The sequence below is a fragment of the Brevibacillus sp. HB1.3 genome, from assembly GCF_013186635.1.
In the GTDB taxonomy this organism is placed as follows: domain Bacteria; phylum Bacillota; class Bacilli; order Brevibacillales; family Brevibacillaceae; genus Brevibacillus; species Brevibacillus brevis_D.
Genome location: NZ_JABMIT010000009.1, coordinates 124,610 through 148,406 on the forward strand (window position 1 = coordinate 124,610; position 23,797 = coordinate 148,406).

General features: G+C 46.4%; 21 protein-coding genes and 1 pseudogene. 5 read left to right on the forward strand and 17 right to left on the reverse strand.

Features of this window, described 5'->3' with window-relative positions; translation table 11 throughout:
* Positions 1-198 precede the first annotated feature (198 nt).
* The gene (locus tag HPY31_RS20640; RefSeq protein WP_172142264.1) at positions 199-840 is read left to right on the forward strand and encodes a hypothetical protein; all 642 of its coding nucleotides are present in this window, start codon (positions 199-201) and stop codon (positions 838-840) included.
* Positions 841-1,027: 187 nt separating this feature from the next.
* On the opposite strand, the gene HPY31_RS20645 is transcribed toward HPY31_RS20640, so the two are convergent.
* Positions 1,028-1,537, reverse strand: coding sequence for a DUF2165 family protein (locus HPY31_RS20645; protein ID WP_172142265.1), 510 nt, complete (start codon positions 1,535-1,537; stop codon positions 1,028-1,030).
* Between the two features lie 279 nt (positions 1,538-1,816).
* On the opposite strand from HPY31_RS20645, the gene pdxR reads away from it, so the two are divergent.
* On the forward strand, positions 1,817-3,280 hold the full coding sequence (gene pdxR / locus HPY31_RS20650) for a MocR-like pyridoxine biosynthesis transcription factor PdxR (RefSeq protein WP_172142266.1): 1,464 nt from the start codon (positions 1,817-1,819) through the stop codon (positions 3,278-3,280).
* Between the two features lie 503 nt (positions 3,281-3,783).
* Here pdxR and HPY31_RS20655 read toward each other — a convergent pair.
* From HPY31_RS20655 to HPY31_RS20690, 8 genes are all read right to left on the reverse strand, one after another.
* On the reverse strand, positions 3,784-4,740 hold the full coding sequence (locus HPY31_RS20655) for a carbon-nitrogen hydrolase family protein (RefSeq protein ID WP_172142267.1): 957 nt from the start codon (positions 4,738-4,740) through the stop codon (positions 3,784-3,786).
* A 68-nt stretch (positions 4,741-4,808) separates the two neighbouring features.
* Positions 4,809-5,381, reverse strand: a complete 573-nt coding sequence (locus HPY31_RS20660; protein WP_172142268.1) for an SCO family protein — start codon at positions 5,379-5,381, stop codon at positions 4,809-4,811.
* Between the two features lie 15 nt (positions 5,382-5,396).
* The gene (locus HPY31_RS20665; protein WP_172142269.1) at positions 5,397-5,723 is read right to left on the reverse strand and encodes a c-type cytochrome; all 327 of its coding nucleotides are present in this window, start codon (positions 5,721-5,723) and stop codon (positions 5,397-5,399) included.
* Between the two features lie 109 nt (positions 5,724-5,832).
* Entirely contained in the window at positions 5,833-6,165 is a 333-nt protein-coding gene (gene cyoD, locus HPY31_RS20670; RefSeq protein ID WP_064202019.1) for a cytochrome o ubiquinol oxidase subunit IV, read from the reverse strand.
* A complete protein-coding gene (gene cyoC / locus HPY31_RS20675; RefSeq protein ID WP_172142270.1) occupies positions 6,166-6,762 on the reverse strand; it encodes a cytochrome o ubiquinol oxidase subunit III in 597 nt (198 codons plus the stop codon).
* Positions 6,762-8,735, reverse strand: a complete 1,974-nt coding sequence (locus tag HPY31_RS20680) for a cbb3-type cytochrome c oxidase subunit I (protein WP_172142271.1) — start codon at positions 8,733-8,735, stop codon at positions 6,762-6,764. The genes cyoC and HPY31_RS20680 overlap by 1 nt, the downstream gene beginning before the upstream one ends.
* Positions 8,736-8,771: 36 nt before the next feature.
* The gene (cyoA, locus tag HPY31_RS20685) at positions 8,772-9,677 is read right to left on the reverse strand and encodes a ubiquinol oxidase subunit II (protein WP_172142272.1); all 906 of its coding nucleotides are present in this window, start codon (positions 9,675-9,677) and stop codon (positions 8,772-8,774) included.
* Between the two features lie 203 nt (positions 9,678-9,880).
* Positions 9,881-11,338 (reverse strand): aminotransferase class I/II-fold pyridoxal phosphate-dependent enzyme, encoded by a 1,458-nt coding sequence (locus HPY31_RS20690; protein WP_172142339.1) that lies wholly within the window; start codon positions 11,336-11,338, stop codon positions 9,881-9,883.
* 229 nt (positions 11,339-11,567) lie between these two features.
* On the opposite strand from HPY31_RS20690, the gene hisC reads away from it, so the two are divergent.
* Positions 11,568-12,683: a histidinol-phosphate transaminase gene (gene hisC, locus HPY31_RS20695; RefSeq protein ID WP_172142273.1), complete on the forward strand. Its 1,116-nt coding sequence runs from the start codon at positions 11,568-11,570 to the stop codon at positions 12,681-12,683.
* 189 nt (positions 12,684-12,872) lie between these two features.
* Positions 12,873-14,168: an MFS transporter gene (locus HPY31_RS20700; RefSeq protein ID WP_172142274.1), complete on the forward strand. Its 1,296-nt coding sequence runs from the start codon at positions 12,873-12,875 to the stop codon at positions 14,166-14,168.
* Between the two features lie 69 nt (positions 14,169-14,237).
* On the opposite strand, the gene HPY31_RS20705 is transcribed toward HPY31_RS20700, so the two are convergent.
* Both HPY31_RS20705 and HPY31_RS20710 read right to left on the reverse strand, forming a co-directional pair.
* A complete protein-coding gene (locus tag HPY31_RS20705; protein ID WP_172142275.1) occupies positions 14,238-14,417 on the reverse strand; it encodes a hypothetical protein in 180 nt (59 codons plus the stop codon).
* A 12-nt stretch (positions 14,418-14,429) separates the two neighbouring features.
* Positions 14,430-15,260 (reverse strand): hypothetical protein, encoded by an 831-nt coding sequence (locus tag HPY31_RS20710; protein ID WP_016741856.1) that lies wholly within the window; start codon positions 15,258-15,260, stop codon positions 14,430-14,432.
* A 505-nt stretch (positions 15,261-15,765) separates the two neighbouring features.
* On the opposite strand from HPY31_RS20710, the pseudogene HPY31_RS20715 reads away from it, so the two are divergent.
* Positions 15,766-16,657 (forward strand): annotated as a pseudogene (locus HPY31_RS20715) (hypothetical protein).
* A gap of 28 nt (positions 16,658-16,685) precedes the next feature.
* Here HPY31_RS20715 and HPY31_RS20720 read toward each other — a convergent pair.
* The 6 genes from HPY31_RS20720 to HPY31_RS20745 form a co-directional block, all read right to left on the reverse strand.
* A complete protein-coding gene (locus HPY31_RS20720; RefSeq protein WP_172142276.1) occupies positions 16,686-17,741 on the reverse strand; it encodes a DUF5050 domain-containing protein in 1,056 nt (351 codons plus the stop codon).
* 74 nt (positions 17,742-17,815) lie between these two features.
* Entirely contained in the window at positions 17,816-18,790 is a 975-nt protein-coding gene (locus HPY31_RS20725) for an ABC transporter ATP-binding protein (protein ID WP_172142277.1), read from the reverse strand.
* The gene (locus tag HPY31_RS20730) at positions 18,787-19,833 is read right to left on the reverse strand and encodes an ABC transporter ATP-binding protein (protein ID WP_172142278.1); all 1,047 of its coding nucleotides are present in this window, start codon (positions 19,831-19,833) and stop codon (positions 18,787-18,789) included. Before HPY31_RS20730 ends, HPY31_RS20725 begins: the two co-directional genes overlap by 4 nt.
* Entirely contained in the window at positions 19,809-20,789 is a 981-nt protein-coding gene (locus tag HPY31_RS20735) for an ABC transporter permease (RefSeq protein ID WP_142498147.1), read from the reverse strand. Before HPY31_RS20735 ends, HPY31_RS20730 begins: the two co-directional genes overlap by 25 nt.
* Positions 20,786-21,757: an ABC transporter permease gene (locus HPY31_RS20740; protein ID WP_016741862.1), complete on the reverse strand. Its 972-nt coding sequence runs from the start codon at positions 21,755-21,757 to the stop codon at positions 20,786-20,788. The genes HPY31_RS20735 and HPY31_RS20740 overlap by 4 nt, the downstream gene beginning before the upstream one ends.
* Before the next feature lie 87 nt (positions 21,758-21,844).
* The gene (locus HPY31_RS20745; RefSeq protein WP_172142279.1) at positions 21,845-23,590 is read right to left on the reverse strand and encodes a peptide-binding protein; all 1,746 of its coding nucleotides are present in this window, start codon (positions 23,588-23,590) and stop codon (positions 21,845-21,847) included.
* Positions 23,591-23,797 lie beyond the last annotated feature (207 nt).

Below are 23,797 nucleotides of genomic sequence, written 5' to 3' on the forward strand. Positions count from 1 at the left end.
TAGGTAATTATACTCATTTTTATCCATTTTAAACAAGTGTATTTTGTACTAGTCCCTTTGGGCATGTAAGGGGGATGGGTTTTTGTTCGAATATTCTCAATTAACCTTTGATATTCCCATTATTATACACCCCATGATAGAATCGGAAAGGAAATTCCGCACATTTCCAATTATGTATAAAAAGGTGGATCAATTCAGATGAAAAAACTAGTATCCGTAGCTTTGCTGCTCTCCATGTTGGCTGTTTCTGCTTGTTCGAACAAGCCAGCTGATACAAAGCCAGCTGAGCAAAATGCAGCACAAACCACAGACGCTGCTAAACCAACTGAAGCTCCAAAAACAGATTCTGCTACACCAGCTGCAACAACAAGCGACAAGCTGGAAGCGAAAAAAGTTCTGAACGACAAAGTGGAAATCTTGATTCCAAAAGGCTTTACTGTCATGTCCGAAGAGATGGCAAAAGCAAAATACCCGATGGAAAACCGTCCTTCCCTGATTTATACCGATGAAAAAGGTTCCATTAACATTGCGTTTAGTCATACAGAAACACCTATTCAGGACAACCTTCTCAAAGACATGAAGGACCCAATGAAACAAGCTTTCTCCAACATGTACCAAGATGCAACCTGGTATCGCGATGAAGTTATCCAAATCAACGGAAAAAATGTTGGTGTGTTCGAACTTCTGACTCCAGCTGCTGATACAAAAATTTACAACCTCATTTTCTTTACAGAGCTCGACGGCAAAATGCTGATGACCACTTTCAATTGCACCGAGGCACAAATGGAAGAGTGGAAACCGCTCGCGCAAGAAATTTTGATGTCTTATAAAGTGCAATAAGGAAACAACGATTCCCCCTTATAAAGAGTAAAAGCACCCGCCTATGGGTGCTTTTTCTGTTTGTTGCATCCAACTCTTTCTACCAACGAAGCAAGGTCTCCCGATGTGGACGTAGCGGCGCCCCAACGGGTAGAGCGGGAGTTACAGTCTGTCGGAAACCCTCTACCACGAATTGAACGTTCTTGTATTACTCATCTGTTAATTCTCGATCTCGCAAGGAAACCAAAATAACGAATCCAATCATCACCTCTGTAATGTTAAACGCTACCTGCTGACCATTCCATACTTGTGATTGCCACATGGCGAACCACTCTGCACCCACAATAGCAAATCCGAAAAACCAGATGCAAAAAGCAACCATGTAAGCGATGTATGCGAATGTTTTCGAGTTATTGAACGTTTTTGCATCCTTTTTTACATGACGAAGCATATTTCCTGTAGCGACCCAACCAAAAAGTGAGAATAATCCTTCCGCAATGATAATTCCAATATAAGCTATGGTGTGAGCAGTAGGATCAGTAATCGCTCGCCACATAAGTGCGTTCCCCTCAAACGTGGTATCCATGGACAGAACATGCTGGACAAATTGATAATTGGAATGGTAGTCCATCAGATTCCCTAAGAAAATGGATGTTCCAAATGCTGCGGATAATGCTACAACCAAAACCTTCAAATACCGTAACGTCAAATTACTCAATAATACTCACGCCTCTCTCCCTATTTCCCATATACTGTCTTTACTCATTCTCGATCAGATTGACACACCCTTTCTATTTGCAAGAAAAATCCATCTATTTTTATCGCGAGTATTCATATCCATTAGATGGAAACCTAATCATACTCATTCGGAAATGGAACTAGCCCATTCATTTATGATTTTTTACCCATCCATGTTCAACAGTTTGGAACGGTTTTGTCACAAGTATTTTTCTTAACAATGTTATGATGAAATGGATTCACCCCCATATAACAAACAATGAATATGTCCAAGGTTGTGATTATTATTTGGAAGCCTGATCGGTCGAGCAGTCAAACTTTATACCATCAAATAGCCGATGAGATTGAACGCAGAATTTCATACGGAGAGTTCCCCCCTGGGAGCCTGCTCCCTTCTGAGAGAAAACTGGCTGAGCAATTAGGAGTAAACCGAAGCACTGTTATTCTAGCGTACGAGGAACTTCGGGCATTAGGCATCATTGAGAGCAGAACAGGAAGCGGTACTCGTGTGTGTAAAAATAAATGGGAGGCAACTCCGAAGCATACACCGAATTGGCATCGATATGTAGAAGGTGGTCAATTCCTCCCGAATTTGTCTTATTTGCGTCGGATCAGAGAGGCCTTGCAAAAAGACAGCAGCCTCATCGATTTTGCGAGTGGAGAATTATCTTCCCAGCTCTCACCAGGCAAGGAGATCAGTACCCAGATGAAGGAAAACCCCTTCACCGAGTATTTGGGATACGATAATCCGCAAGGCTTTACGCCATTGCGTGAAGAACTGGTCTCCTATTTGTCACGTTACCGGAATGTACAGACAACAGACTCTTCCATTCTGATCACGTCGGGTTCTCAACAATCTCTATATTTGATCACCCAATGTCTGCTTGCACCCGGCGATGCAGTTGCCATCGAAGATCCCTCTTATTGTTACTCGTTGCCTATGTTTCAATCTGCTGGTCTCCGTCTGTTCCGCCTCCCCGTCAGCAATAACGGCATGAATCCAGAAGATATTCGAGCCTTGTATAAAAAGCATCGGATCAAGATGATCTTTATCAATCCTACTTTTCAAAACCCGACTGGGGTTTGTCTTGATCCGACTCGGCGCATGCAGCTGTTGGATGTAGCAAGCGAACTTGGTCTTCCGATTGTAGAGGACGATCCTTTCAGTCTCACTTCCTATGACGGCAAGCCTCCACTGCCACTCAAATCATTGGATCAGCTTGGCTCCGTTCTCTACATCGGTTCCTTTTCCAAAATTGCTGCATCCGGTTTGCGAGTCGGTTGGATGGTGGCGCCTCATTCCGTTGTCGAGCGTTTGGCAGATGCCCGCCAGCAGATGGATTTCGGTCTGAGTGTGGTGCCACAAAAAATCGCGGCCCAGTTTCTGCATTCCGATAACTTCCTGCCTCATTTAGAGCGGTTACGCATGCATTTACAGTACAGAAGAGATTTGCTTGTGGAGGCACTGCAAAAAGAATTGCCCAATGAGCTTTCATTCACCATTCCTCAGGGCGGATTACACTTGTGGTGTAAAATTAACCCCGATGTGAACGACAACCAATTATTTGAAGAGGCCCTTCGCAGAGGCGTTGTCTTTGTGCCAGGCAGTGTGTATGGTTCAGACTCCGGCTACGTTCGCTTTACCTTTGCGCGGCCACAAGAAGAGGAAATTACGCTTGGTGTCGCTAAATTTGCGGATGCGTTGAAGGCGGTTTTGTTATAAAGATGGTTGTCGGCTAACGGTTGTGGTCGGGGGAAGCCCTGCCACATGTTTTCCAGTCGCCTGTATCCTCACTACGCTCGGGCGGTCTCCTTCCAAACATGTGACAGGACTTTCGTACAGCTTTTGTTTCTTTCAAGCTATTAGAGCGTTTTGGCAGGTCAAGACAGGAAGCTTTGATTCAAGTATTTTACTACTTGGATTTACCTACAAGGATGTTGGACAAAGCTACGTAGGAGAAGCGCATTTCCAGTCAAGCGCCTCTGGAGCCCATCTCAGCACCGGAAGAAATGGCGGGGAATTTCAGCTTTTATTACATACAAAAACGCATTTGCGTTTTCTGGTTTGAAGCGCTCCCGCCATTTGTTCCGGTGCGGACAGTCTCCCTCCTTGCGGGCGTAGGTTGAAGCGTAGACTGGAAATGCGCTTCTCCTCCGCTACAGCAATTACAAGACCTCCACCGCTTTCATCAAGCAATGGAGGCCTTCTGCATTTGACAAACGGACTTACTTCATCCACTTCACATTCTCTTTTTTCTCTTCATTCACCAACAATGTAAAAACATCGGGTCGCGAGTAATGTCCAACGACATCAAAATCGAATTGGCTATACGCGATATCGCGAATGTCCAGATCAGCGTAAAGAATCTCCTCCCGACCAAAAACAGGCTCGACGATATAGTCGCCCAATGGCCCCACAATCGCACTTCCACCTCTGCTCATCTCGTCTGGTGAAGAGGCCAGATCGTCGTAGCAGGCCAAATCAGTCGGATACATATCTTTTGTTACGTACTGATTGCTCGATAAAACGAAGCATCTGCCTTCCAATGCGATATGGCGGATGGTAGCTTGCCATGCATCCCTCGCGTCTGCTGTAGGTGCGATGTAGATTTGAACGCCTTTTGCATACATCGCTGCTCGCGCTAACGGCATATAATTCTCCCAACAAATCAGGGCGCCGATCTTACCGTACGGGGTATCGAATACCGGCAAAGTACTTCCGTCCCCTTCGCCCCAAATCAGCCGTTCGGATGCAGTTGGCTTCAGCTTGCGATGCACGCCGAGCAGCTCACCATCTGGTCCGAAAAATAAGACGGAACAATATAAGGTGCCACCGCTACTTTCATTGTCTCGCTCGATCACACCAATGATGAGATACACGCCAGCCTTACGCGCTGCCTCTCCGAGCTTATCTGTCTCTTCACTCGGGACGACAATCGAATTGTCCCAATATCGGAACCAGTCTTTGCGCCCTTCCTGGGAGCGGCTGCCTACTTTTGCTCCAAAAGTAAGTCCTCTCGGATACGCAGGGATAAAAGCTTCGGGAAAAACAACGATTTTCGCTCCTTTTTCGCCTGCTTCCAATGTCAGTGAAACCGCCTTTTCCGTACTTCCCTCACGATCCATTATGACCGAAGCAGCTTGAACAACTGCTACTCGTACGTTATGCTGCTGAATTGACATGTTACATCCCCTCCCAATTAGAGCATCTGTCTTGCTTTCCTATTATTCGGCGTACCCGACTGGCTCCCCTACTCCTGCAACGCTTTCATATCCTCGATAATTTGATCGTAGGGCACGTCCATCATTCCTTCATAACGGTTAACCACTGTTCCCTTTTGATCGACCAAGTATAAAAACGTGTCGTGGATGATTTGATCGGAGTTAGGGTCCTTTTCTATTGGCGTCTTGAACGACTTGAGAATAAACGTTTTGATCTCATCAAATCCATAGCCAGTCAAGGCATGCCAATTGGAGAAGTTAGCATTGAATTTACCCAGATAGGACTTCAATGCCTCTGGCGTATCTCTTTCTGGATCAACAGAGAAGGAAACAAACTCCACCTCCACACCAGCTTCTTTTGCTTTTTTCTGCAATTCAGCCATGTTTGCTGTCATCGTAGGACAAACCGTTCCACAATACGTAAAGACAAAGTTAGCAATCCAGACCTTATTTTCCAAATCCTTTGATGAAAAAGGCTTCCCTTCCTGGTCCGTATAAGCAAATTCATTAACCGGATAGTTGTAATCATATCTTGCTGGACCACACGCAGTTACCAAAACCATCAGGATACTGAGCATGATCAACCAAGCTGTTTTTTTCATTGTACCGCTCCTCTCCTATTCCTTTTTCTCAGAAAGCCACTTCGCTAACTGGCCGATTTCTTCTACGTTGAGTACATTTTCATAACCAGGCATACCATTTGCGCCAACCGTAATTATTTCAACGAGTTTTTCCTCCGCCATTTTCGAACCAACTTGCTGCAAGCCTGGACCCACCCTACCGGATAAATCGTTACCGTGGCAGCTCATGCAATTATTTTTGTATAGCTTCATCGCAGCTTTATCGGCATCTGTAACTTCTGTTTGCTCTTCCGTTGCGCCATCGCTGCATGCAGCTGCAACCAAGAACAGGGAACCAATCAGGAGATACTTGATGGCTTTCACAAAAACCCCCTACCTTTCCTACGGGAATGTCGTTACCTTACAAAAAGGGACGGCCTGTAATCGAGAATCAGGGCGTACAGCAGTACGCCCCCCGATTGAATGTATGTCATTATAGTGCGACCATGTTGTACATCATGATCCAGATGGAGCCGATCACGATGAGGAAGACGATAAACAACCCGAGTAAAAGCGACATCAAATTGTAGCGTGGTTTATCCTCCTCTTTCAGGTGCATGAAGAAGAATAACTGGACAATAAACTGGAACAGAGCCGCTCCTAAATAGATGATGAGTCGCTTATCACTATCCAACCAGCCGTTCTCTAGCGCCAGGATGGGAATGATCGTGAAAACAAGCGACAAAACGAAACCGATCACATACGATTTCAGAGAGCCATGACCGCCGTGTTGTTCTGTCGTGCCATGCACAGATTGCTTGTTCAATTAATTCACCCCCATCACATACACAATGGTGAAGACGAAAATCCAAACAACATCAAGGAAATGCCAGAACAAGCTGATGATATTTACTTTTCGTTTCGTTACGGGTGTAATCCCGTGCTTGGCAATTTGCATGATGACGATGATCATCCACCCCATACCGAGCGTCACGTGCAATCCATGCGTCCCTACCAAGGTGTAAAAAGCAGTCAGGAATGCACTCGTGCTAATCGTTGCCCCTTCGCTTACGAGGTGCATAAACTCGTTGATTTCCAGGAACAAGAAGGATGCTCCCAGGAATACGGTAACTCCCAGCCAGTTCATCAAGGCAAGACGATTCCCCTTATTCATAGCGAGAATCGCAAGACCGCTCGTAAAGCTACTGGTCAGCAAAATAAACGTACTCGCGTAAATCCCACTCATCTGAAACAGATCTTTTGGACCCGGACCACCATCCGTGCTCCCTTGCAGTACGATATAAGTCGCAAACAAGGTAGCAAACAAGATGACATCCGTCATGAGGTAGATCCAAAAGGCAAACGTGCGCAATTGCTCTTGGTCTGGATGATGGTCATGATGTCCAGCATTCACATTAGCCATTACGTAATCACCCTCCCTGCTTCTGCCTCTGTACGTTTAATCTCTTCCACCGTGACATAGTAGTCCGTGTCGTAGTTAAACGAGTGAACAACCATACATGCAATCACACCGATAAACCCAGGTACCGCCATCCACAGCCAGTCAAAAATCAAACCGAATCCGACAAAGAACCAGAACATGGACATCACGATTGGAATACCAGAGTTTTTCGGCATATGAATCGGTTCCAGCTCTACTTTCGCCGGCTTTTCCAAGCCTTGCTCGATGCGTAGCTTTCTTTCATGCCAGTCATCTTGAGACGTTACCTGCGGCATAACGGCAAAGTTATAGAACGGAGCTGGAGAAGGAATCGACCACTCCAATGTACGCGCATTCCATGGATCGCCTGTTGTATCTCTCTTCATGTGCTTGATGCTGTGTGCAATGTCCCAAATTTGGACAAGGAATGCTGCACCCATGATTACGGCACCAATCGTCGATACCAGGTTCATTTCGAACCAGCCTTTGTCCCAGCCGTACGTGTAAAGACGACGTGTCATACCCATCAAGCCCAAAGCGTATTGCGGCATGAAGCACAGGTAGAAGCCGATGTTCCACAGCCAGAAAGCCCAACGGCCAATACGCTCATTTAGCTTGAAGCCAAAAATTTTCGGCCACCAGTAGTACAAGCCCGCGAAGAATCCAAATACGACACCCGCAATGATCACTTGGTGGAAGTGTGCAATGAGGAAGTAGCTATTGTGATACTGGAAGTCAGCAGGTGCCACGGATAGAAGGACACCCGTCATCCCACCGATGACGAAGTTCGGAATAATCCCGACCGTCCACAGCATCGGCGTTTCGAACGTAATTTTTCCTCGGAACATCGTAAACAGCCAATTAAACACTTTCACACCTGTCGGAATCGCAATTAACATGGTCGTGACAGCGAAGAATGCATTAACGTCCGCACCGGAGCCCATCGTAAAGAAATGATGCGCCCATACGAGGAACGAGAGAACGCTAATAATGATCATGGCGAATACCATGGATTTGTAACCAAACAGCTTTTTCCGTGAGAACGTTGCAACGATCTCGGAGAAAATCCCGAACGCTGGCAAAACGATAATGTAAACTTCCGGGTGACCCCACATCCAAATCAGGTTGATGTACATCATCGGATTACCACCGCCATCCAAGGTGAAGAAGTGCCCACCCAAATAGCGATCGATAAACAGCAGTGCCAAGGTAACCGTCAAGATTGGGAATGCGAAAACGATTGCGATACAACTCGACAAAACCGACCAGGAAAACATCGGCATTTTCATCAAAGTCATACCAGGAGCACGCACTTTCAAGATCGTCACAATAAAGTTAATCCCGGTCATTAAACTACCGATACCTGAGATTTGAATCCCCCAAATGTAGAAATCCTGACCTGGCCCCGGATTAAAGGCTAGCTCCGAATACGGCGGGTAAGCCAGCCATCCTGCATCCGGTGAGCCCCCAATGACGAAGGACAGGTTAAACAGCATCGCCCCTGAGAAAAACAGCCAGAAGCTGAGCGCATTCAGAAACGGAAAGGCTACGTCACGTGCACCAAGTTGCAGCGGCACGATAACATTGAATAAACCAAACATAAGCGGCATCGCCATAAACAGAATCATAATGACGCCATGCGTCGTGAAAATCTGGTTGTAGTGATCCCCACTCAAAAACTGCATCTCAGGCATGACGAGCTGCGCCCGCATTAAGAGAGCATCTACCCCTCCTCGAAACAGCATGAGAACGGAAGCGAGAATGTACATGATACCGATCTTCTTGTGATCGACAGTCGTTAGCCATTCGCGCCAGAGCCATCCCCATTTTTTAAAGTAAGTCAGCACCGATACGATTGCGATCATACTGAGCACAATACTGACGTCCGCACCGTAAATAAGTGGATCGCCTGTTACGAAAAATTCCGAGGCGAATTCTTTCACACTCTCCCACATCGTTGTCTCTCTCCTCCCTCTTTCTATTTCAACCGACTATTCTTTCACCCGCGCTGGCGGTTGTACTCTCGTAGACAAGCCGTGATTGTGTGAAGCAGCATACTTGGTCACCGTCATTTCGTACAATCCTTCAGGAAAAGCAGAGAAATAGCGCACATCCGATGTTCCTTGTTTGGTCAGCTCTTTGTAACCATCCAGTGTCAGCTCAGGGGAAGTATGTTTCACCTGATTCACCCATTGATCAAAGTCTTCTTGGGAAGTCGCATTCGCAGTGAAGAACATCTTCGCAAATTCTTTTCCGGTAAAGTTCGCACCAGATCCCATGTACTCACCCTGCTCATCTGCTTGCAGGTAGAGAGTCATCGACATGCCGGACATGGCATAAATCTGACCGCCAAGCTGTGGAATCCAGAATGAATTCATCGGGGCGTCTGATGTCACTTCGAAGCGTACCGGCACATCCTCTGGGAACTGTACATAGTTCACAGTAGCAATGCCTTGTTCAGGATATTGGAATAGCCACTTCCAATCCAAATTCGTCACTTGAATCGTGATCGGTTTCTTCTCGGATTCCAACGGCTTGGATGGCTCCAACGAATACGTGTACCGAACTGTCACGATCCCAATTAACGTAATAATGATGATGGGAATGCCCCACCAAATGATTTCCAGTTTCGTACTGTGCTCCCAATTAGGCGTGTACTTTGCCTTTCTTCCTTTTCTGTCACGGTATCGCCATACAATGACAAACGTAAGAATTAGTACCGGAACAATCACAATTAACGTTAAAAGCGTGGATAAAATCATTAAGTCCTTTTGCTGTTCACCAATGGGTCCTTTCGGATCGAGCACGATATAGTTATCAGCGCAACCGGTCGTCAAGAACAGCAGGATGAACATGAACAAAAATGACATACAGCGTACTGTCTTGGACGTCTTCATGTCCTTGTCCTCATCTCCTATCACCATGCACGGGGTACTTTTGAAACAAGTCTTACTCTAAAGCCGGACCGATGGAGTGTCACCAGCCAATGGCAAAGTGGATCAACCAGCCATGTTCAAGAATCCGCTGCATTTTGGTCACTTTTTAGACATAAAAAGAAAAAGACCGCCCCAAGGCGGCCTTTCCTCCTACTATTGTTTGGTTATTCCTTGATGACACGTATGGTCTGTAGTGTCGGGTCTTCAAAGCCCTGTACAGGCAAACCTGCCTCCATGTTTCTTTTCGTATAGATGAGGTTCTCTTCTGAAATGATCTCACCCGGGATAAAGATCGGGATACCTGGTGGATATACCATGACAAACTCCGCGATAATTCTCCCTACAGATTGTTCGACGGGAATCATCTCTGTCGGTGCGTAAAAAGCATCGCGCGGGGTGACAACCAATACCGGTATTTTGGGAAGCTGCATGTTCGGGCGGGCTTTTCTATTTCCTTGATCCGCGAACCCGACAGCCAGCTCCTCCAAGGCATAGACAAGGATTTGCAAATCTTCTCTCGTATCACTTGGTGTGATAATACAAACGATGTTGTACAGGTCAGATAGCTCTACCTCTATGTTATAGCGATCACGGAGCCATTTTTCAGCTTCATATCCTGTAATGCCAAGGTCTTTTACCGAGATGACTAGCTTGGTCGGATCATGGGCAAACGCTCCATTTGTCCCGATAATTTCTCTCCCAATACAATACAACTGATTAATTTTATTGATTTGTACCCGTGCTTCGTTTGCTAACTGAATCGTTTGATCCAATAGCGTTTTCCCGGATGTAACCAACCGCTTTCTCGCCACATCGAGCGACGCGAGCAGTAAATAGGAGGTAGATGTCGTCGTGAGCATGCTATAGATGGCTTGTACACGCTGAATCGATACGAGATTTCCCTGCATGTTCAACAACGAACTCTGCGTCAGAGAGCCTCCTAATTTATGCATACTGCTTGCTGCCATATCTGCACCAGCCTGCATTGCCGATAGAGGAAGCTTCGGATGGAAGTGAACATGTGAGCCATGCGCTTCATCTACGAGTACAGGCACTCCTCTGGCATGCGCAATTTGAACGATACTCTTCAAGTCACCGGCAATTCCGAAATAGGTCGGGTTGATGACGAGGACTGCCTTTGCATCGGGATGCTGTTCCAATGCTTTTTCCACAGCTTGTGGTGTGATTCCATGTGAGATTCCGAAGACAGGGTCTATTTCTGGATGTAAAAAGATAGGAGTCGCACCGGATAAAACAATGCCGCTCATGATAGATTTGTGTACATTCCGTGGCACGATGATCTTATCGCCAGGATTACATACCGCCATAATCATCGTCATGATGACTCCGCTCGTACCTTGAACAGAAAATATGGTGTGATCAGCGCCAAAGGCTTCAGCAGCCAATTCCTGCGCTTGTTTGATAATTCCTTTGGGTTGATGCAGATCATCTAATGGTTCAATGTTAATCAAATCGATGGAAAGTGCATTTTTTCCCATGAACCATCGAAATTCAGGATCCATCCCTTTCCCTTTCTTATGACCTGGTATATGGAATTGGATTGGATTCTTCTGGGCATGCTTTCTCAACCCGTTAAAGAGCGGCGTTTGCCCTTGAATCAACATTTTTCCCACCTCACTATCCTTCCGTGTTGTTTGCATGAGTGATGTTTCTGGGCTGATTATAAAGGAAGCGGCCTCTTCCTTCATGATCCAATCTTGACTTTTATGAACCATCCAATTTGTGTCCTTCCTCGTAATTGGTCTGGTTCATCTTTCGTAAATTGGCTGGTTACAGTGCTGGGGAATTCACTTACAGTGTTGCTACCATGAAATTTTGGAGGCCATATAGATGAAACAACTGCCCACTACACAATCGCGAAAAACACTTGAAAAGATACAATCCTATCAACCTGGAATGCCGATTTGGGAAATAAAAAAAATGTACGGACTCTCTTCTATCATTAAATTAGCTTCAAATGAAAATCCACTCGGCCCATCCCCCAAGATCATCCGCGCCATTCTCGGTGCGCTCCCGGAGCTGCATCGTTACCCCGATGCCCATACAACGACGCTGAAAGAGCATTTGGCAGATCATCTTGTGGTAACTCCGGAGCATTTAATCGTCACGAATGGCGGTGACGAACTGATCAAGCTCATTTCCGAAACCTTCTTGGAAGCCGAGGACGAAATCGTTTTGCCTACGCCGACCTTTCCTGAGTACGAATTCGGCGCACATCTCATGGGGGCTGTCATCAAAACGGTTCCGCTTGAGGCCGATTATGCATTCAATGTTTCTGCAATTTTGGCGGCTATCACGGATCGAACAAAGCTTGTCTACCTTTGTTCCCCGAACAACCCGACAGGCACCTATTTGTCTCGTCAGGATTTGTCGGCATTACTAGACCAATTGCCAGATGGGGTGCTTGTGATACTCGACGCTGCTTACAGTCACTATGTAACGGCTGACGATTACACAACAGGTATTGAATTTGTCCGCCAAGGATACCCTGTTCTCGTTTTGCAAACCTTCTCAAAAATTTACGCGCTTGCTGGTATTCGCGTGGGATTTGGCGTCGCTCACCCATCGGTGATCCAAAAAATCTTGAAAGTAAAAGAACCGTTTAATGTCAATTCCTTGGCACAAACAGCCGCCATTACCGCCCTTGGAGACGTGGAGCATTTTGAAAAATCCCTCATAGAAAACACAAAAGGCCGCAAGCAGCTCTACGATGCGTTCGATGAAATGAATATCCCTTATACCGTGAGCATGTCTAATTTTATCTTGGCAAAATTCGGGCCAAATGCGGGTAGGATTTATCAAGAGCTGCTGGAAAGAGGAATCATTTTGCGGTACGGAGAGACCTGGGGGCTACCGGAGCATATTCGAATTAGTGTAGGTACGCTGGAAGAAAATCAAATTCTCATACAAAACCTCCGTGAACTAATGCTTATTGTGGGAAAATGAACGAAAAATGCCGGATAGAAAATGTCCGGTGTTTTTGCTTTTGCAAAGTGTTTCCTAAGCTGGATTCTCCTTGTGTTTACCCGTCGCCAATACTATACTGAATGCAAATTCCCTAGTCATTTCCATACGAAGCGATGACTGAAATTTCATAACTTACGAAAGCTTTCGCTCCATAGAAAGGTGGATCAGATGTCACTCAAACCTGAAGATTTACAAAGCTACATCGACTCTCCAGATAAACAGCAAAGACTATACAAACGAACGCTCTGGATTGTCGTCATCTCACAAATTTTCGGCGGTGCAGGACTTGCGGCAGGTGTCACCGTAGGGGCTCTCCTCGCTCAGGATATGCTCGGTTCGGAAAGTCTCGCGGGCATCCCTGCCGCATTGCTCACACTTGGCTCTGCTGTCGCTGCATTGTTGGTGGGTCGACTCTCTCAACGCTTTGGACGCCGTTTAGGGCTCGCTAGCGGCTTCTTAGCCGGGGGAATTGGGGCAATTGGGGTGGTGATCGCAGCCGTCGCAAACAGTATTGTCCTTTTATTTGCTTCCTTAATTCTGTACGGGGCTGGCACCGCTACTAACCTGCAAGCCCGGTATGCAGGCACAGACTTGGCAAAGCCTAAACAGCGAGCGACTGCCGTTAGTATTGCCATGGTCTCCACTACATTCGGGGCCGTTGCAGGACCAAACCTTGTGGAGGTCATGGGACGATTCGCTACATCCATCGGTGTCCCCGCACTGGCAGGTCCTTTCATCTTGGGTGCCGCCGCCTTCATCCTCGCTGGTCTCGTATTTTGGGTATTGCTTCGCCCCGACCCGTTCATCGTTTCGAAAGCAATCGCCGAAGCACAACAGGGGAATCAGAGCTCGTCGGCCTGTCTGAATGAGAATCAGCTTGCAAGCAACAACCGGGGAATCATCGTGGGAGCCACCGTCATGATTTTGACGCAGATCGTCATGGTCGCCATTATGACGATGACGCCTGTACATATGAAGCACCACGGACATGGTCTCTCCGAAGTAGGCATCGTCATCGGTTTTCATATCGGTGCGATGTACCTTCCCTCGCTCTTGACGGGTGTACTCGTTGACAAGATCGGTCGCTCCACAATGGCCTATGCTTCAGGTGTCATACTGCTTGCAGCCAGCCTGACTGCTGCTTTTGCCCCAGCCGATTCGATGCCACTACTCATCACCGCTCTTGTGCTGCTCGGACTGGGCTGGAATTTTGGATTAATTAGCGGTACAGCGCTCATCGTGGATGCAACGCAGCCCGCCACTCGCGCGAAAACGCAGGGAACGGTTGATGTCTTGATTGCCTTGGCTGGTGCATCCGGTGGTGCCCTATCTGGTATGGTCGTCGCCAATGCCAGCTACGCAACACTTTCGCTTGCCGGGGGCGCATTATCGCTGTTGCTGGTCCCTGTCCTGATATGGTCCCACAGAAAAAGCAAACACCGTATAGAGATCTCCCAAAACTAAAGCCACCCTCATCAGGTGGCTTTTCCTCTATCCCAAGTATCAAAAAAATAACACTGCTCACAGGCAGTGTCATTTTCCTCCGACTACTTTATCATGTCCTTCACTCGGACTATGCTCATCTATAATCTGTTTTAAGCTAGCGAAGCCAGGAGTAAATTTGCTGTTGGGAATCTTCTTCTTGGAAGAGAGATTTTTCGAGTAAACAGCAGTTTCGTTACCTCTTTTCGCGAAGAACTCAGCTAATTTCATCGTATCCCACTCCTAACTAGCTCTCTTTAAAGTTTTGACCTTATTCACAAACTTGGTAACAAATCCTAATAATAACATATACGTAGTCAACCGCTCGAACTCCTGCATATTTTCGGGAGTAAATGTGTCATTCTTGTAAACAGCGACCGCAAATCCAAGCCGGAACTTGCCGAAATTTTTTACAATTGCAAATTGTTCGATGTCCGTGTTTTGAATTCGTCCCTTTACTTGTTTATCGGCAATTCTGCAATCCTCTTGAAGCATGGAAGACAGTAGTAGCGTACGTACTGTATCAAAATCTTTCAACTCGGTTAAGTAAAACACTTCAAACTGCTTGTCATTATTCGTAGGTACGATCCAATAGCAGCATAGCTCGTCCGGTTTCAATCCATAAATCGTCTTTACTTCCATTTCAAATGCCTTCATAAACGTGATCGCATTCGCATTAATAATAGCTGTTGATTGACCGCTCCCATCCAAGCTGTAAATCGCATTGGCCAATTCTTTCTCACAATATTTCACTTCCATCTGGAACTCGATCTCGTTCCCTCTAATCTTGTTGCAGATGAACAAAACGATGAATATCATTCCTGCCAAAATAGCGGAATACAAGATAGACAAGCCTAGAACAGAGCCTAATGAAGCTAGCTTGTTTTCCTCATGTGGCGGTGCCAGGATAAACAGCCATTCAATCGGTTGAAACATCCACTTATGTATGACTGCTATCAAATCTGGCAGCAAACCTTTTAACAATTCAAATACGAGCCATGAGACCAGAACGAACAAGATGCCAAGAACAGAAAAAACAATCTTCACATGGCTCTGCACGAGATTCTTTAGCACCTGTAAACCTCTCCTTCTGGTAAAGTTTTACATTATTTTAACATTTTATTCAGATTCTACAAATAGGAAAAAACTACCTACATTTAGGTAGTTTTTTAGGCGTTTCTATCGTTATCGTACTAACTTTTTGATTACCTATGTACTGGATCGTCTGCTGTATAATCTTGCTGTTCTCTTCGATTCTCTTCAGTGGTTTAAATGAACTCAACAATTGCACGTTCCCCCTATCGGTATACTGGGTGTAATTCGTGACGTAATGCTCCCTTATTGGTCTGCCCATTTTTCACCGCTATCAAACACGAAATGCTCATCATGACCTTCATCCGTCTTGGTAATACCCCTTACCTTATGCCGTTCTAATTTTGTTTAGACCCCTCTTCTAGGTGCTGCTTTTCCACTATCAGTGACGGTTTTGTTACAAACAAGGGTGCTTCCATTGGCACCATTGACATCCTCAATCCTTGCCTTAATTAAAGATAATCCAAGCGAACAGGAGTTAGTCAGAATGAATTCAATGATAGCGAAGAACGAAACCATTCTAACATTGCCATAGCGGTTATCTTGCTCATGGTAGCGGCTTCCGTCATACTCGATGATACTGAAGTCATTCTACCAGAAATAGCAGCGATGGTGATTGGGATATGGGTATACCAGGAACCGGGATGGATCAGACAGCCTTCTACCATTTTTGTCGCTCCGTCGATCACCGCTGCAATCCGATTTGCAGTGAACCAACTAGACCTTCCGTACCTTGGAAAAGTCAGCATTACACTCGTACTCATGATGCTCTTTTCCTTCATCATCATGCTTGGTGTTCTCGCCTTCAAATTCAATGACGGTCTTGAGAAAAAAGGAAGATACCGTACCAGTATATGCTCGTGTTCCTTATTTTGATATTCGTGTGGATCAGTTTATGCTGGGTGGCAGGCTACCCACAGCTGGCCGTTATTCCGCCCATTCTCGTCGTTGTATATGAATCGCGATGTTCAACGGCAAGATGGCCTTCAAGCTCGGTCTGGTGTTAACCATATCGGCGACACTTGGAACGCTGCTGTACTTCGAGCTTGATTCGTGGGTGTTAATCACTCTGCTTGATATGATTTTGATGCTTATTTTGTTGCGTATCCTAGGTATGCGTGTACCGGCAGCGTACGCTTTTCTCCATTGCTTCCTTTTGTCTTCCCTGATGAAATTGTAGTCATGCTGCCTATCAGAGCGCTCATTGCTTCTGCATTTTTCTGTGAAAAACGTCTCGACGTTTTTCATAAAAGTGGATGCGACCACTTGCGGTCAACAAAGCGGTCATGACCGTTTTGTTTGGCTCCGTTCTCCTCTATAAGAACTGGGAGAGAAAACGAAGTCATCTTCACGCCCCGAATAATTTACCATATCAATAGAGCCACCCTTCTGAGGTGGCTCTTCTCCTTACTGCTTTTTTGGTCCTATCTTTTCCACTTTTGTATCGCCCCATTTAAGTTTGAATATCTGTTGAGTCGAATCATCGAAATTTTTAAATCCATATAAAAAGAGATAGTCTTGATCGCCACTCATTTTCAGACTGGAATATCCACTAAAAGGATGGAGCTTCGTTATTTGGCCATCCTCTAAATTCATTCGCTCCAAGGTAATCATATCGCTCGAATTAGAAAGGTAGTACATAAAGCTTCCAGAAACAATCATACCTTCTGTTCCCAAAAACCCTTGCTTCACCAGCGACGCCTTCGAATCGTTTAATCCAATTTTGAATACATCGACAACGCCATTTTCGTTTACCCATTTTGTAAAGTAGATAAAATCGTTAGACACGCCAATTACCTCTAGCTCCTCCTCGCTGATGAGTGTGTTTTGCGTTCCATCTCTCTTCATTTTATACAGCTGACCCACGTTATCGGTGGTATAAATAATCCAATCCTGATAGAAATACAGACCTCCCACATAATCAAGCAGTCGCTTTTCATTACCACCATCCACATCCATCCTGTAGAGAGCGGCCCAACTAGACTGATAGTAAATTGTGTCGTCTATTACATAACTGGCGTACACGTTATTTGGATCTTCCACATTCGAATTGAGTAGTGCCATATCTGCGCTTTTCACGATTGTTTTGGAGCTGCCATCCGTCTTAATTTTGATGAGCTCATACGTATCTTCATAAGTATCGTTGATATCGTAGGTGTCAAGCTCCAGCTTGTAAAGCGATTCATAAGGCCTATTGCGTGTGTAATAAATCCAGTCTCCCGCGACAGTAATGTCATCAGCCCAATCACTGCTCAATTTTTGCAAGGAGCTCCCATCCTGCTTCATTTTGTACAAACCATTGTCATTGTAATAGATCCAATCTCCTTGCGTTGCTACCGAGCCAGGAGATGCATAGCTACCCAGTGAGCTGCTTTCTGAAGTACTTGTGGTACAACCATAGAGCGTAAACAGCAAGAATATCGTAATGGAAACAATCAGGCTCGCAATGCTTTTTCTTTTCATGATACCACCCCTATTTTTTTACAATAAATGAAAGAAACCCCCACCTAAGCGATGAGTGTTTCCTTTTATAGCATCTATCCTAAAGGGAAATGACACGCGACCTGCCGATCCTGCCCAACCTCTATGAGCTCGGGAATCTCCTTGCTGCATCTCTCCTGCGCCATTGGACAACGCGGATGAAAACGACAACCTGACGGCGGATTGGCCGGAGATGGTACATCCCCTTGCAGGACGATCCGCTCTTGTCGCCGATGCGGAGTGGGCTTCGGAATCGCCGACAACAATGCCGCCGTATACGGATGCAGTGGCTGTGCAAACAAGTCATCCGTTCGTGCAATCTCCACCATTTTCCCCAAGTACATCACGCCTACCCGATCAGAAATATGACGTACCACATTCAGACCATGCGCGATAAATAGATAGGTCAGCCCCATCTCTTTTTGTAATTTCATCATCAGGTTCAAAACCTGTGACTGTACGGACACATCTAGCGCAGAAACAGCTTCATCCGCCACAATAAACCGTGGTGAGAGTGCAATCGACCGCGCAATACCGATCCGTTGCCGCTGTCCGCCGGAAAACTCATGCGGATACCGATTTCGTCTCGAAGGATCGAGTCCCACCAGACTCATCAGCTCGACTACTCGCTCATCCATTTCCTTTGCAGACGCCCGCAGATGAACCCGCAAAGGCTCTCCAATAATATCACTTACCAAAAATCGTGGATTCAACGAACCAAACGGGTCTTGAAAAATAATCTGCATATCCCGTCTCAGCTTTAAATTTTCTTGTCTATTCACCTGATGGATATTGGTTCCGTCAAACAGCACTTCTCCGCTTGTCGCCCTTTGCAAATTCAGCACGACACGCCCCAGTGTCGACTTCCCGCAGCCGGATTCCCCCACGAGCCCAAATGTCTCGCCTGGTCGAATTCCAAAAGATACATCATCTACGGCTTTTACATGACCGATGACACGGCTCAACAAGCCGGCCTTAATCGGAAAATACTTTTTGATATGGTTGGCTTCGATCAAATATTCCCGGTTCATTGGCGGTTCACCTCTGCTTTGCTTCCAGCGACTGAATTGGCACGCTGATTTATTCTGAATTGGTTGCTGACATCTTCATTCAACCAGCAAGCCACTTGTTGTCCCGTAACAACCTCGCGCAAAATGGGCTCCTCTTTTCGGCATTTGTCGATCGCATGCGGACAACGCGGGTGAAAACGGCAACCCGTCGGCAATTGAGTGATGCTCGGGATGGTACCTTGGATGGTGTACAATTCTCCGCCGCGCTCTCCTTCAAAGCCGGGAATAGACTGTAGCAAGCCAATCGTGTAAGGATGCCGGGGCTCGTCAAATATCCGTTCGACCGTTCCCTCCTCCACAATCGTTCCTGCATACATCACCGCGATACGATCCGCCATCTCTGCTGCCACCCCCATGTCATGGGTGATCAGCAAAATCGACATGCCCAATTCCTTTTGCAGCCGTCTGAGCAAATCCAAAATTTGCGCCTGAACCGTTACATCAAGAGCTGTTGTCGGCTCGTCTGCTATCAGCATTTCTGGGTTGCAAGCCAGAGCCATCGCGATGACAACACGCTGGCACATCCCTCCAGACATTTCGTGCGGATACTGTTTCACTCGTACTTCCGGCGCCGGGATTCCAACCAGACGAAGCATCTCGATTGCTTTTTTGAACGCATCCTGCTGGCTCATATTTTGATGCAGCATCAAGCTCTCCGCAATTTGGTCGCCTACCGTAAACACCGGATTGAGAGCCGACATCGGGTCTTGGAAGATCATCGCGATTTTGTTTCCGCGAACGTGCATCATTTCATCCAAGTCCTTTGCTGCCAGATCCTGACCGTTAAATATGACGTTCCCACTCTGAATAAATCCGCCCGCATAATCAATCAGTCGCATGACTGCAAGTGACGTCACACTCTTTCCGCTGCCGGATTCCCCTACCAGGCACACCGTCTGTCCTTTCCCAACGTTGATGCTCACTCGATCCGTGGCCTTGACCGTGCCGTCATCCGTAAAGAAGCAAGTGGTCAAATTTTTTATTTCGAGGATGTTGCGTTCCACTTGTTCAGCCTCCTTTTCGGGTTTTTCTTTTTCTTCCGTGGGTCGAATGCATCGCGGATGCCGTCTCCGACGAAGTTCACCGCTAGCACCACGAGTAAAATACAAAGACCAGGATAAAGTGCTTGTAAAGGATCGACCAGCATGAATTCCTGTGCCTTGCTCAGCATTAATCCCCAGCTTGTTTCAGGTGGTTGAATCCCCAAGCCTAAATAGGAGAGACCTGACTCTGACAGAATGGCCGAACCAACCATGAGAGTCGCGTACACAATGATAGGAGCCATTGCATTGCGTATCAGGTGACGCGTAATAATGCCCCAGTGCGAAACACCAATCGCTCTCGCCGCTTCCACATACTGCATTTCCCGTAGCTGCAAAAACTGCCCGCGCACCAGACGTGCCACACTTGTCCAGCTCGTCAGCGACAAAATCAGGATCATGTAGACAAATTCAGCTCCGAAAAGCGCCAAAACCAGAATGTTAAAAAACAGACTCGGAATGGAGTTCATCACGTCTACGAGACGCATGAAGCAGGTATCAATCCAGCCGCCAAAGTAACCAGAAATCGCTCCAATCAGCGTCCCGATGACGACCGCAGCAAAAGCAACGCTGAAGCCGACCAGCATAGACACCCGACTGCTATGAATGAGGCGGGACAAGATATCACGACCGAGCTCGTCTGTTCCGAGCACATACCCTTCAGTTCCAGGAGGCAGGTTGGTAATCATAAAATCAACCTTTGCCGGATCATGCGGTGCAACCCAATCGGCACCCGCGGCGATCCCAACAAAAAACAGGAGCACGATCAAGCCACCAACGGCATACGGATTGCGCATAAATTTTTTGCCCGCGGTTTTCCATAGCCCAGGAGGCTTTTCCCCAACAGAATTTGTCGGAAGCTGTCCACCCGGTCGATTCGGTTCAACAACAGTGTCATCTTGAAGCTGCACTTGACTCATGCTGCCCTGCCTCCTTTACGTCCAAGCTGCACTCGTGGATCAACCAGTGCGTAGATTAAATCGGCTAGCAGGTTTCCGATAATCACCATCAGTGAAATCAGCAACGTGATCGACATCAACACAGAATACTCACGGGCTACAGCCATTTCTACAAACAGACGGCCCATGCCTGGCCAGTTAAATACACTCTCTGTCAATGCTGCGCCTGCTACCAGCGTCGGCAAATCCAAACCAATGATCGTTACGACAGGGATCAATGCGTTCCGCAGAGCATGGCGGAAAATCACTCGTCTTTCCTTCATCCCTTTGGCACGTGCCGTACGAATATAGTCTTGCTCCAAAACCTCCAGCATACTGGCGCGCGTATATTTGACATAGGCTGCGATGTTCACCAGTGTTAACACGGTAACAGGTAGAATCAAGTGCAAAATGAGGTCGCTTACTTGTCCCTCTTTTCCCATCGTGTACATGTCAGATAGTGGGAGCAGATTCAACTGCATTGCGAAATACTGTTGGAGCATAATCCCAAACCAGAAGGTCGGCATCGCGAATCCGAGATAGGCAACGATGGAGGCGATCTGGTCAGATAGACCGTATTGCTTTGTACTGTTGTAAATGCCCCACGGGATGGCGATCAGCATGGAAAGCCCCCACGCTACAGACATGAGCACAAACGTATTCCAGACCGTCGGCCACAAAATATCACCAACTGGAACGTTATTTTTAAAGGTATGGCCCAAATCTCCTTGCAGCAAATTACCTACCCATTTCATGTATTGAATATAGACAGGCTGATCCAACCCCATATTTTTCATCTGAATAAGCTGTGCTTCAGGAGACATTCCCGGTGAGAGCATGACTTTTAGCGGTCCCCCGGGTGCTGCATGCATGAGTCCGAACGAAACTACTGTGATCAAAAATAAAACAAGCACGGCTTGTAGTACGCGGCGTACTAAATATTCAGTCAATCAGCATCCTCCTTTCGTTTGAAAGGGGAAGGGGCAATAAGGCTGCCCTTCCCCCCTTTTCCTATTGCTAACCGCTACTAGCCGAGCTTATTTTTTGGTATCGTCGATCCACCAGTTCAGGAAGCCAAAGGTCTCCCCATACGGAATCATAGATACCGGTTTAAACTCATCCTTATATTTGACGCGAGAAGTCATGCCTCGTGGCGTTCCGTACTGATACATGAATACGTAGGGCAGGTTCGTCGAGATTTCTTTTCCGACTTCTTTATAGATTGCAGCGCGTTCCTCTTGTTTGACCGTAGATACAGCCTTTTCCCAGAGCGCATCCAGCTTCGGATTGTCGTACCAGCCAGCGTTGTTGCCAGGCGGGAATGCCTTTTTCCCGAAAGTAGAAATGCCATCCGGATCTGGATCAGACAATTGCCATCCGAGTAACAGAACCTGGAATTTACCAGGGTTGGCATACTGATCGACAAGGGCCGAGAAGTCTAATGCTTTTGGCTTCGCTTCAATTCCGATTTCTTTCAGGTTTTGCTGAATAACGACTGCTGCCTGTTCACGGCGACTGTTCCCCGAGTTGAAAATGAATTCAAAGGAGAAGCGATTGCCGTCTTTGGCAAGAATTCCATCTGCCCCGGCTACCCATCCGTCTTCTTTCAGCAATTGTTTCGCTTTCTCTGCACTATATTCGTAATGGACTGCTGCATCGCCCGGGTCTGCCCATGTACCTGGCAGGAACGGTGCATCCATAATTTTTCCGGTTCCTTTCAAGATATTGTCGATAATACCTTGACGATTGATTGCGTGGGCAATGGCCTGACGCGTTTTTTGACCTTCAAACAACCCGTAGTTGTTCGGGAAGTTCTTCTTGTCAAAGTTGAACGCAAAGTATTCATAGCTAGGACCTGGCTCCGTCGAAATGTTAATCGTTCCTTTCGCCTTCACAGCTTCGAGCTGCGTGACAGGAATGGAATCTACCAAGTCAACGTCGCCTTTCATCAGAGCCTGTACTTGTGTGTTTTGATCCGCATAGATTTTGTACACAACCTTTTGAATATGCGGCTTCTTTTCACCCCAGTAATTTGGGTTAGCATCTAGCACATGGAATTCCTTTTGTTTCCACTCGGTCCATTTGTACGGTCCGGAAGTAGGTGTCTTGGCTGGATCTTTTCCGTAAGTATGTGCTTGCAAATCTTTAAACGGTACGTCTTTCAACACGTGGGCTGGTGCCAACTTTTGCATTAATCCAAAAGCAAATGGAGCGTACAATTGTTTCAATTTGATTTCTACGGTGTAATCATCCAGTTTTTTCATCTCTTTCACTTTGTCGTATTTCGTAATTTCTGGTGATCCAGTCTCAGGAGTTTTGATGGCATTAATGGTAAAAATCAAGTCGTCAGCCGTGATTGGCGTTCCATCGGACCATTTCGCATTATTCTTCATTTTGATGGTATAGGTGAGGCCATCCTCGCTTATTTTCGGCAACTCGGCTGCAAGGGACCAAGGGTAAACTGCTAAATCAAAAGACGGGTTCCGATTGTACAAATACGCCTGGGTGTACTCCATAACGTCGCCGGATGCCGTATCATTTCCGAAAATCGGATTGAGCGTGACGATGTCAGACGTCGTAGAATGCGTAAATGTTCCACCGTCTATTGGTTTCTCATCATCCGTACTGGTCGCCTGAGGAGCCACCTGCTCCACCGGTTTTTTTGTTGGTGCTGGTGTTGTAGTTCCTGGCGAAGCATTGTTCCCGCTTGAGCAACCGACCAATAGCACGCCGGTTAAAGAGAGCAACGCCAACGGCTTTAACCAACCTCTCCCTTTTTTCAAATCATTTCCCCCTCTTTCACATGTTTTTCAAGCCTTTTCCATAATGGGCAATACATCCCAAGGCCTGTCTTTTTAATATTAAATAATTTTCTGTTATTTGAAAATATTTTCCCTTTAAAAGATTTGAAAAAATCAGATGATTTTATATTCTTTTATAAACCTTAATAATAAATCCCCCTTCAAATAAAGGGGGAGCGAACCTATCTG

Coding starts and splice junctions, on each gene's coding strand:
- HPY31_RS20640 (WP_172142264.1), top strand. CDS start 199: ATGAAAAAACTAGTATCCGTAGCTTTGCTGCTCTCCATGTTGGCTGTT.
- pdxR (WP_172142266.1), top strand. CDS start 1,817: ATGAATATGTCCAAGGTTGTGATTATTATTTGGAAGCCTGATCGGTCG.
- HPY31_RS20655 (WP_172142267.1), bottom strand. CDS start 4,740: ATGTCAATTCAGCAGCATAACGTACGAGTAGCAGTTGTTCAAGCTGCT.
- HPY31_RS20660 (WP_172142268.1), bottom strand. CDS start 5,381: ATGAAAAAAACAGCTTGGTTGATCATGCTCAGTATCCTGATGGTTTTG.
- cyoC (WP_172142270.1), bottom strand. CDS start 6,762: ATGGCTAATGTGAATGCTGGACATCATGACCATCATCCAGACCAAGAG.
- HPY31_RS20680 (WP_172142271.1), bottom strand. CDS start 8,735: ATGTGGGAGAGTGTGAAAGAATTCGCCTCGGAATTTTTCGTAACAGGC.
- cyoA (WP_172142272.1), bottom strand. CDS start 9,677: ATGAAGACGTCCAAGACAGTACGCTGTATGTCATTTTTGTTCATGTTC.
- hisC (WP_172142273.1), top strand. CDS start 11,568: ATGAAACAACTGCCCACTACACAATCGCGAAAAACACTTGAAAAGATA.
- HPY31_RS20700 (WP_172142274.1), top strand. CDS start 12,873: ATGTCACTCAAACCTGAAGATTTACAAAGCTACATCGACTCTCCAGAT.
- HPY31_RS20705 (WP_172142275.1), bottom strand. CDS start 14,417: ATGAAATTAGCTGAGTTCTTCGCGAAAAGAGGTAACGAAACTGCTGTT.
- HPY31_RS20720 (WP_172142276.1), bottom strand. CDS start 17,741: ATGAAAAGAAAAAGCATTGCGAGCCTGATTGTTTCCATTACGATATTC.
- HPY31_RS20725 (WP_172142277.1), bottom strand. CDS start 18,790: ATGAACCGGGAATATTTGATCGAAGCCAACCATATCAAAAAGTATTTT.
- HPY31_RS20735 (WP_142498147.1), bottom strand. CDS start 20,789: ATGAGTCAAGTGCAGCTTCAAGATGACACTGTTGTTGAACCGAATCGA.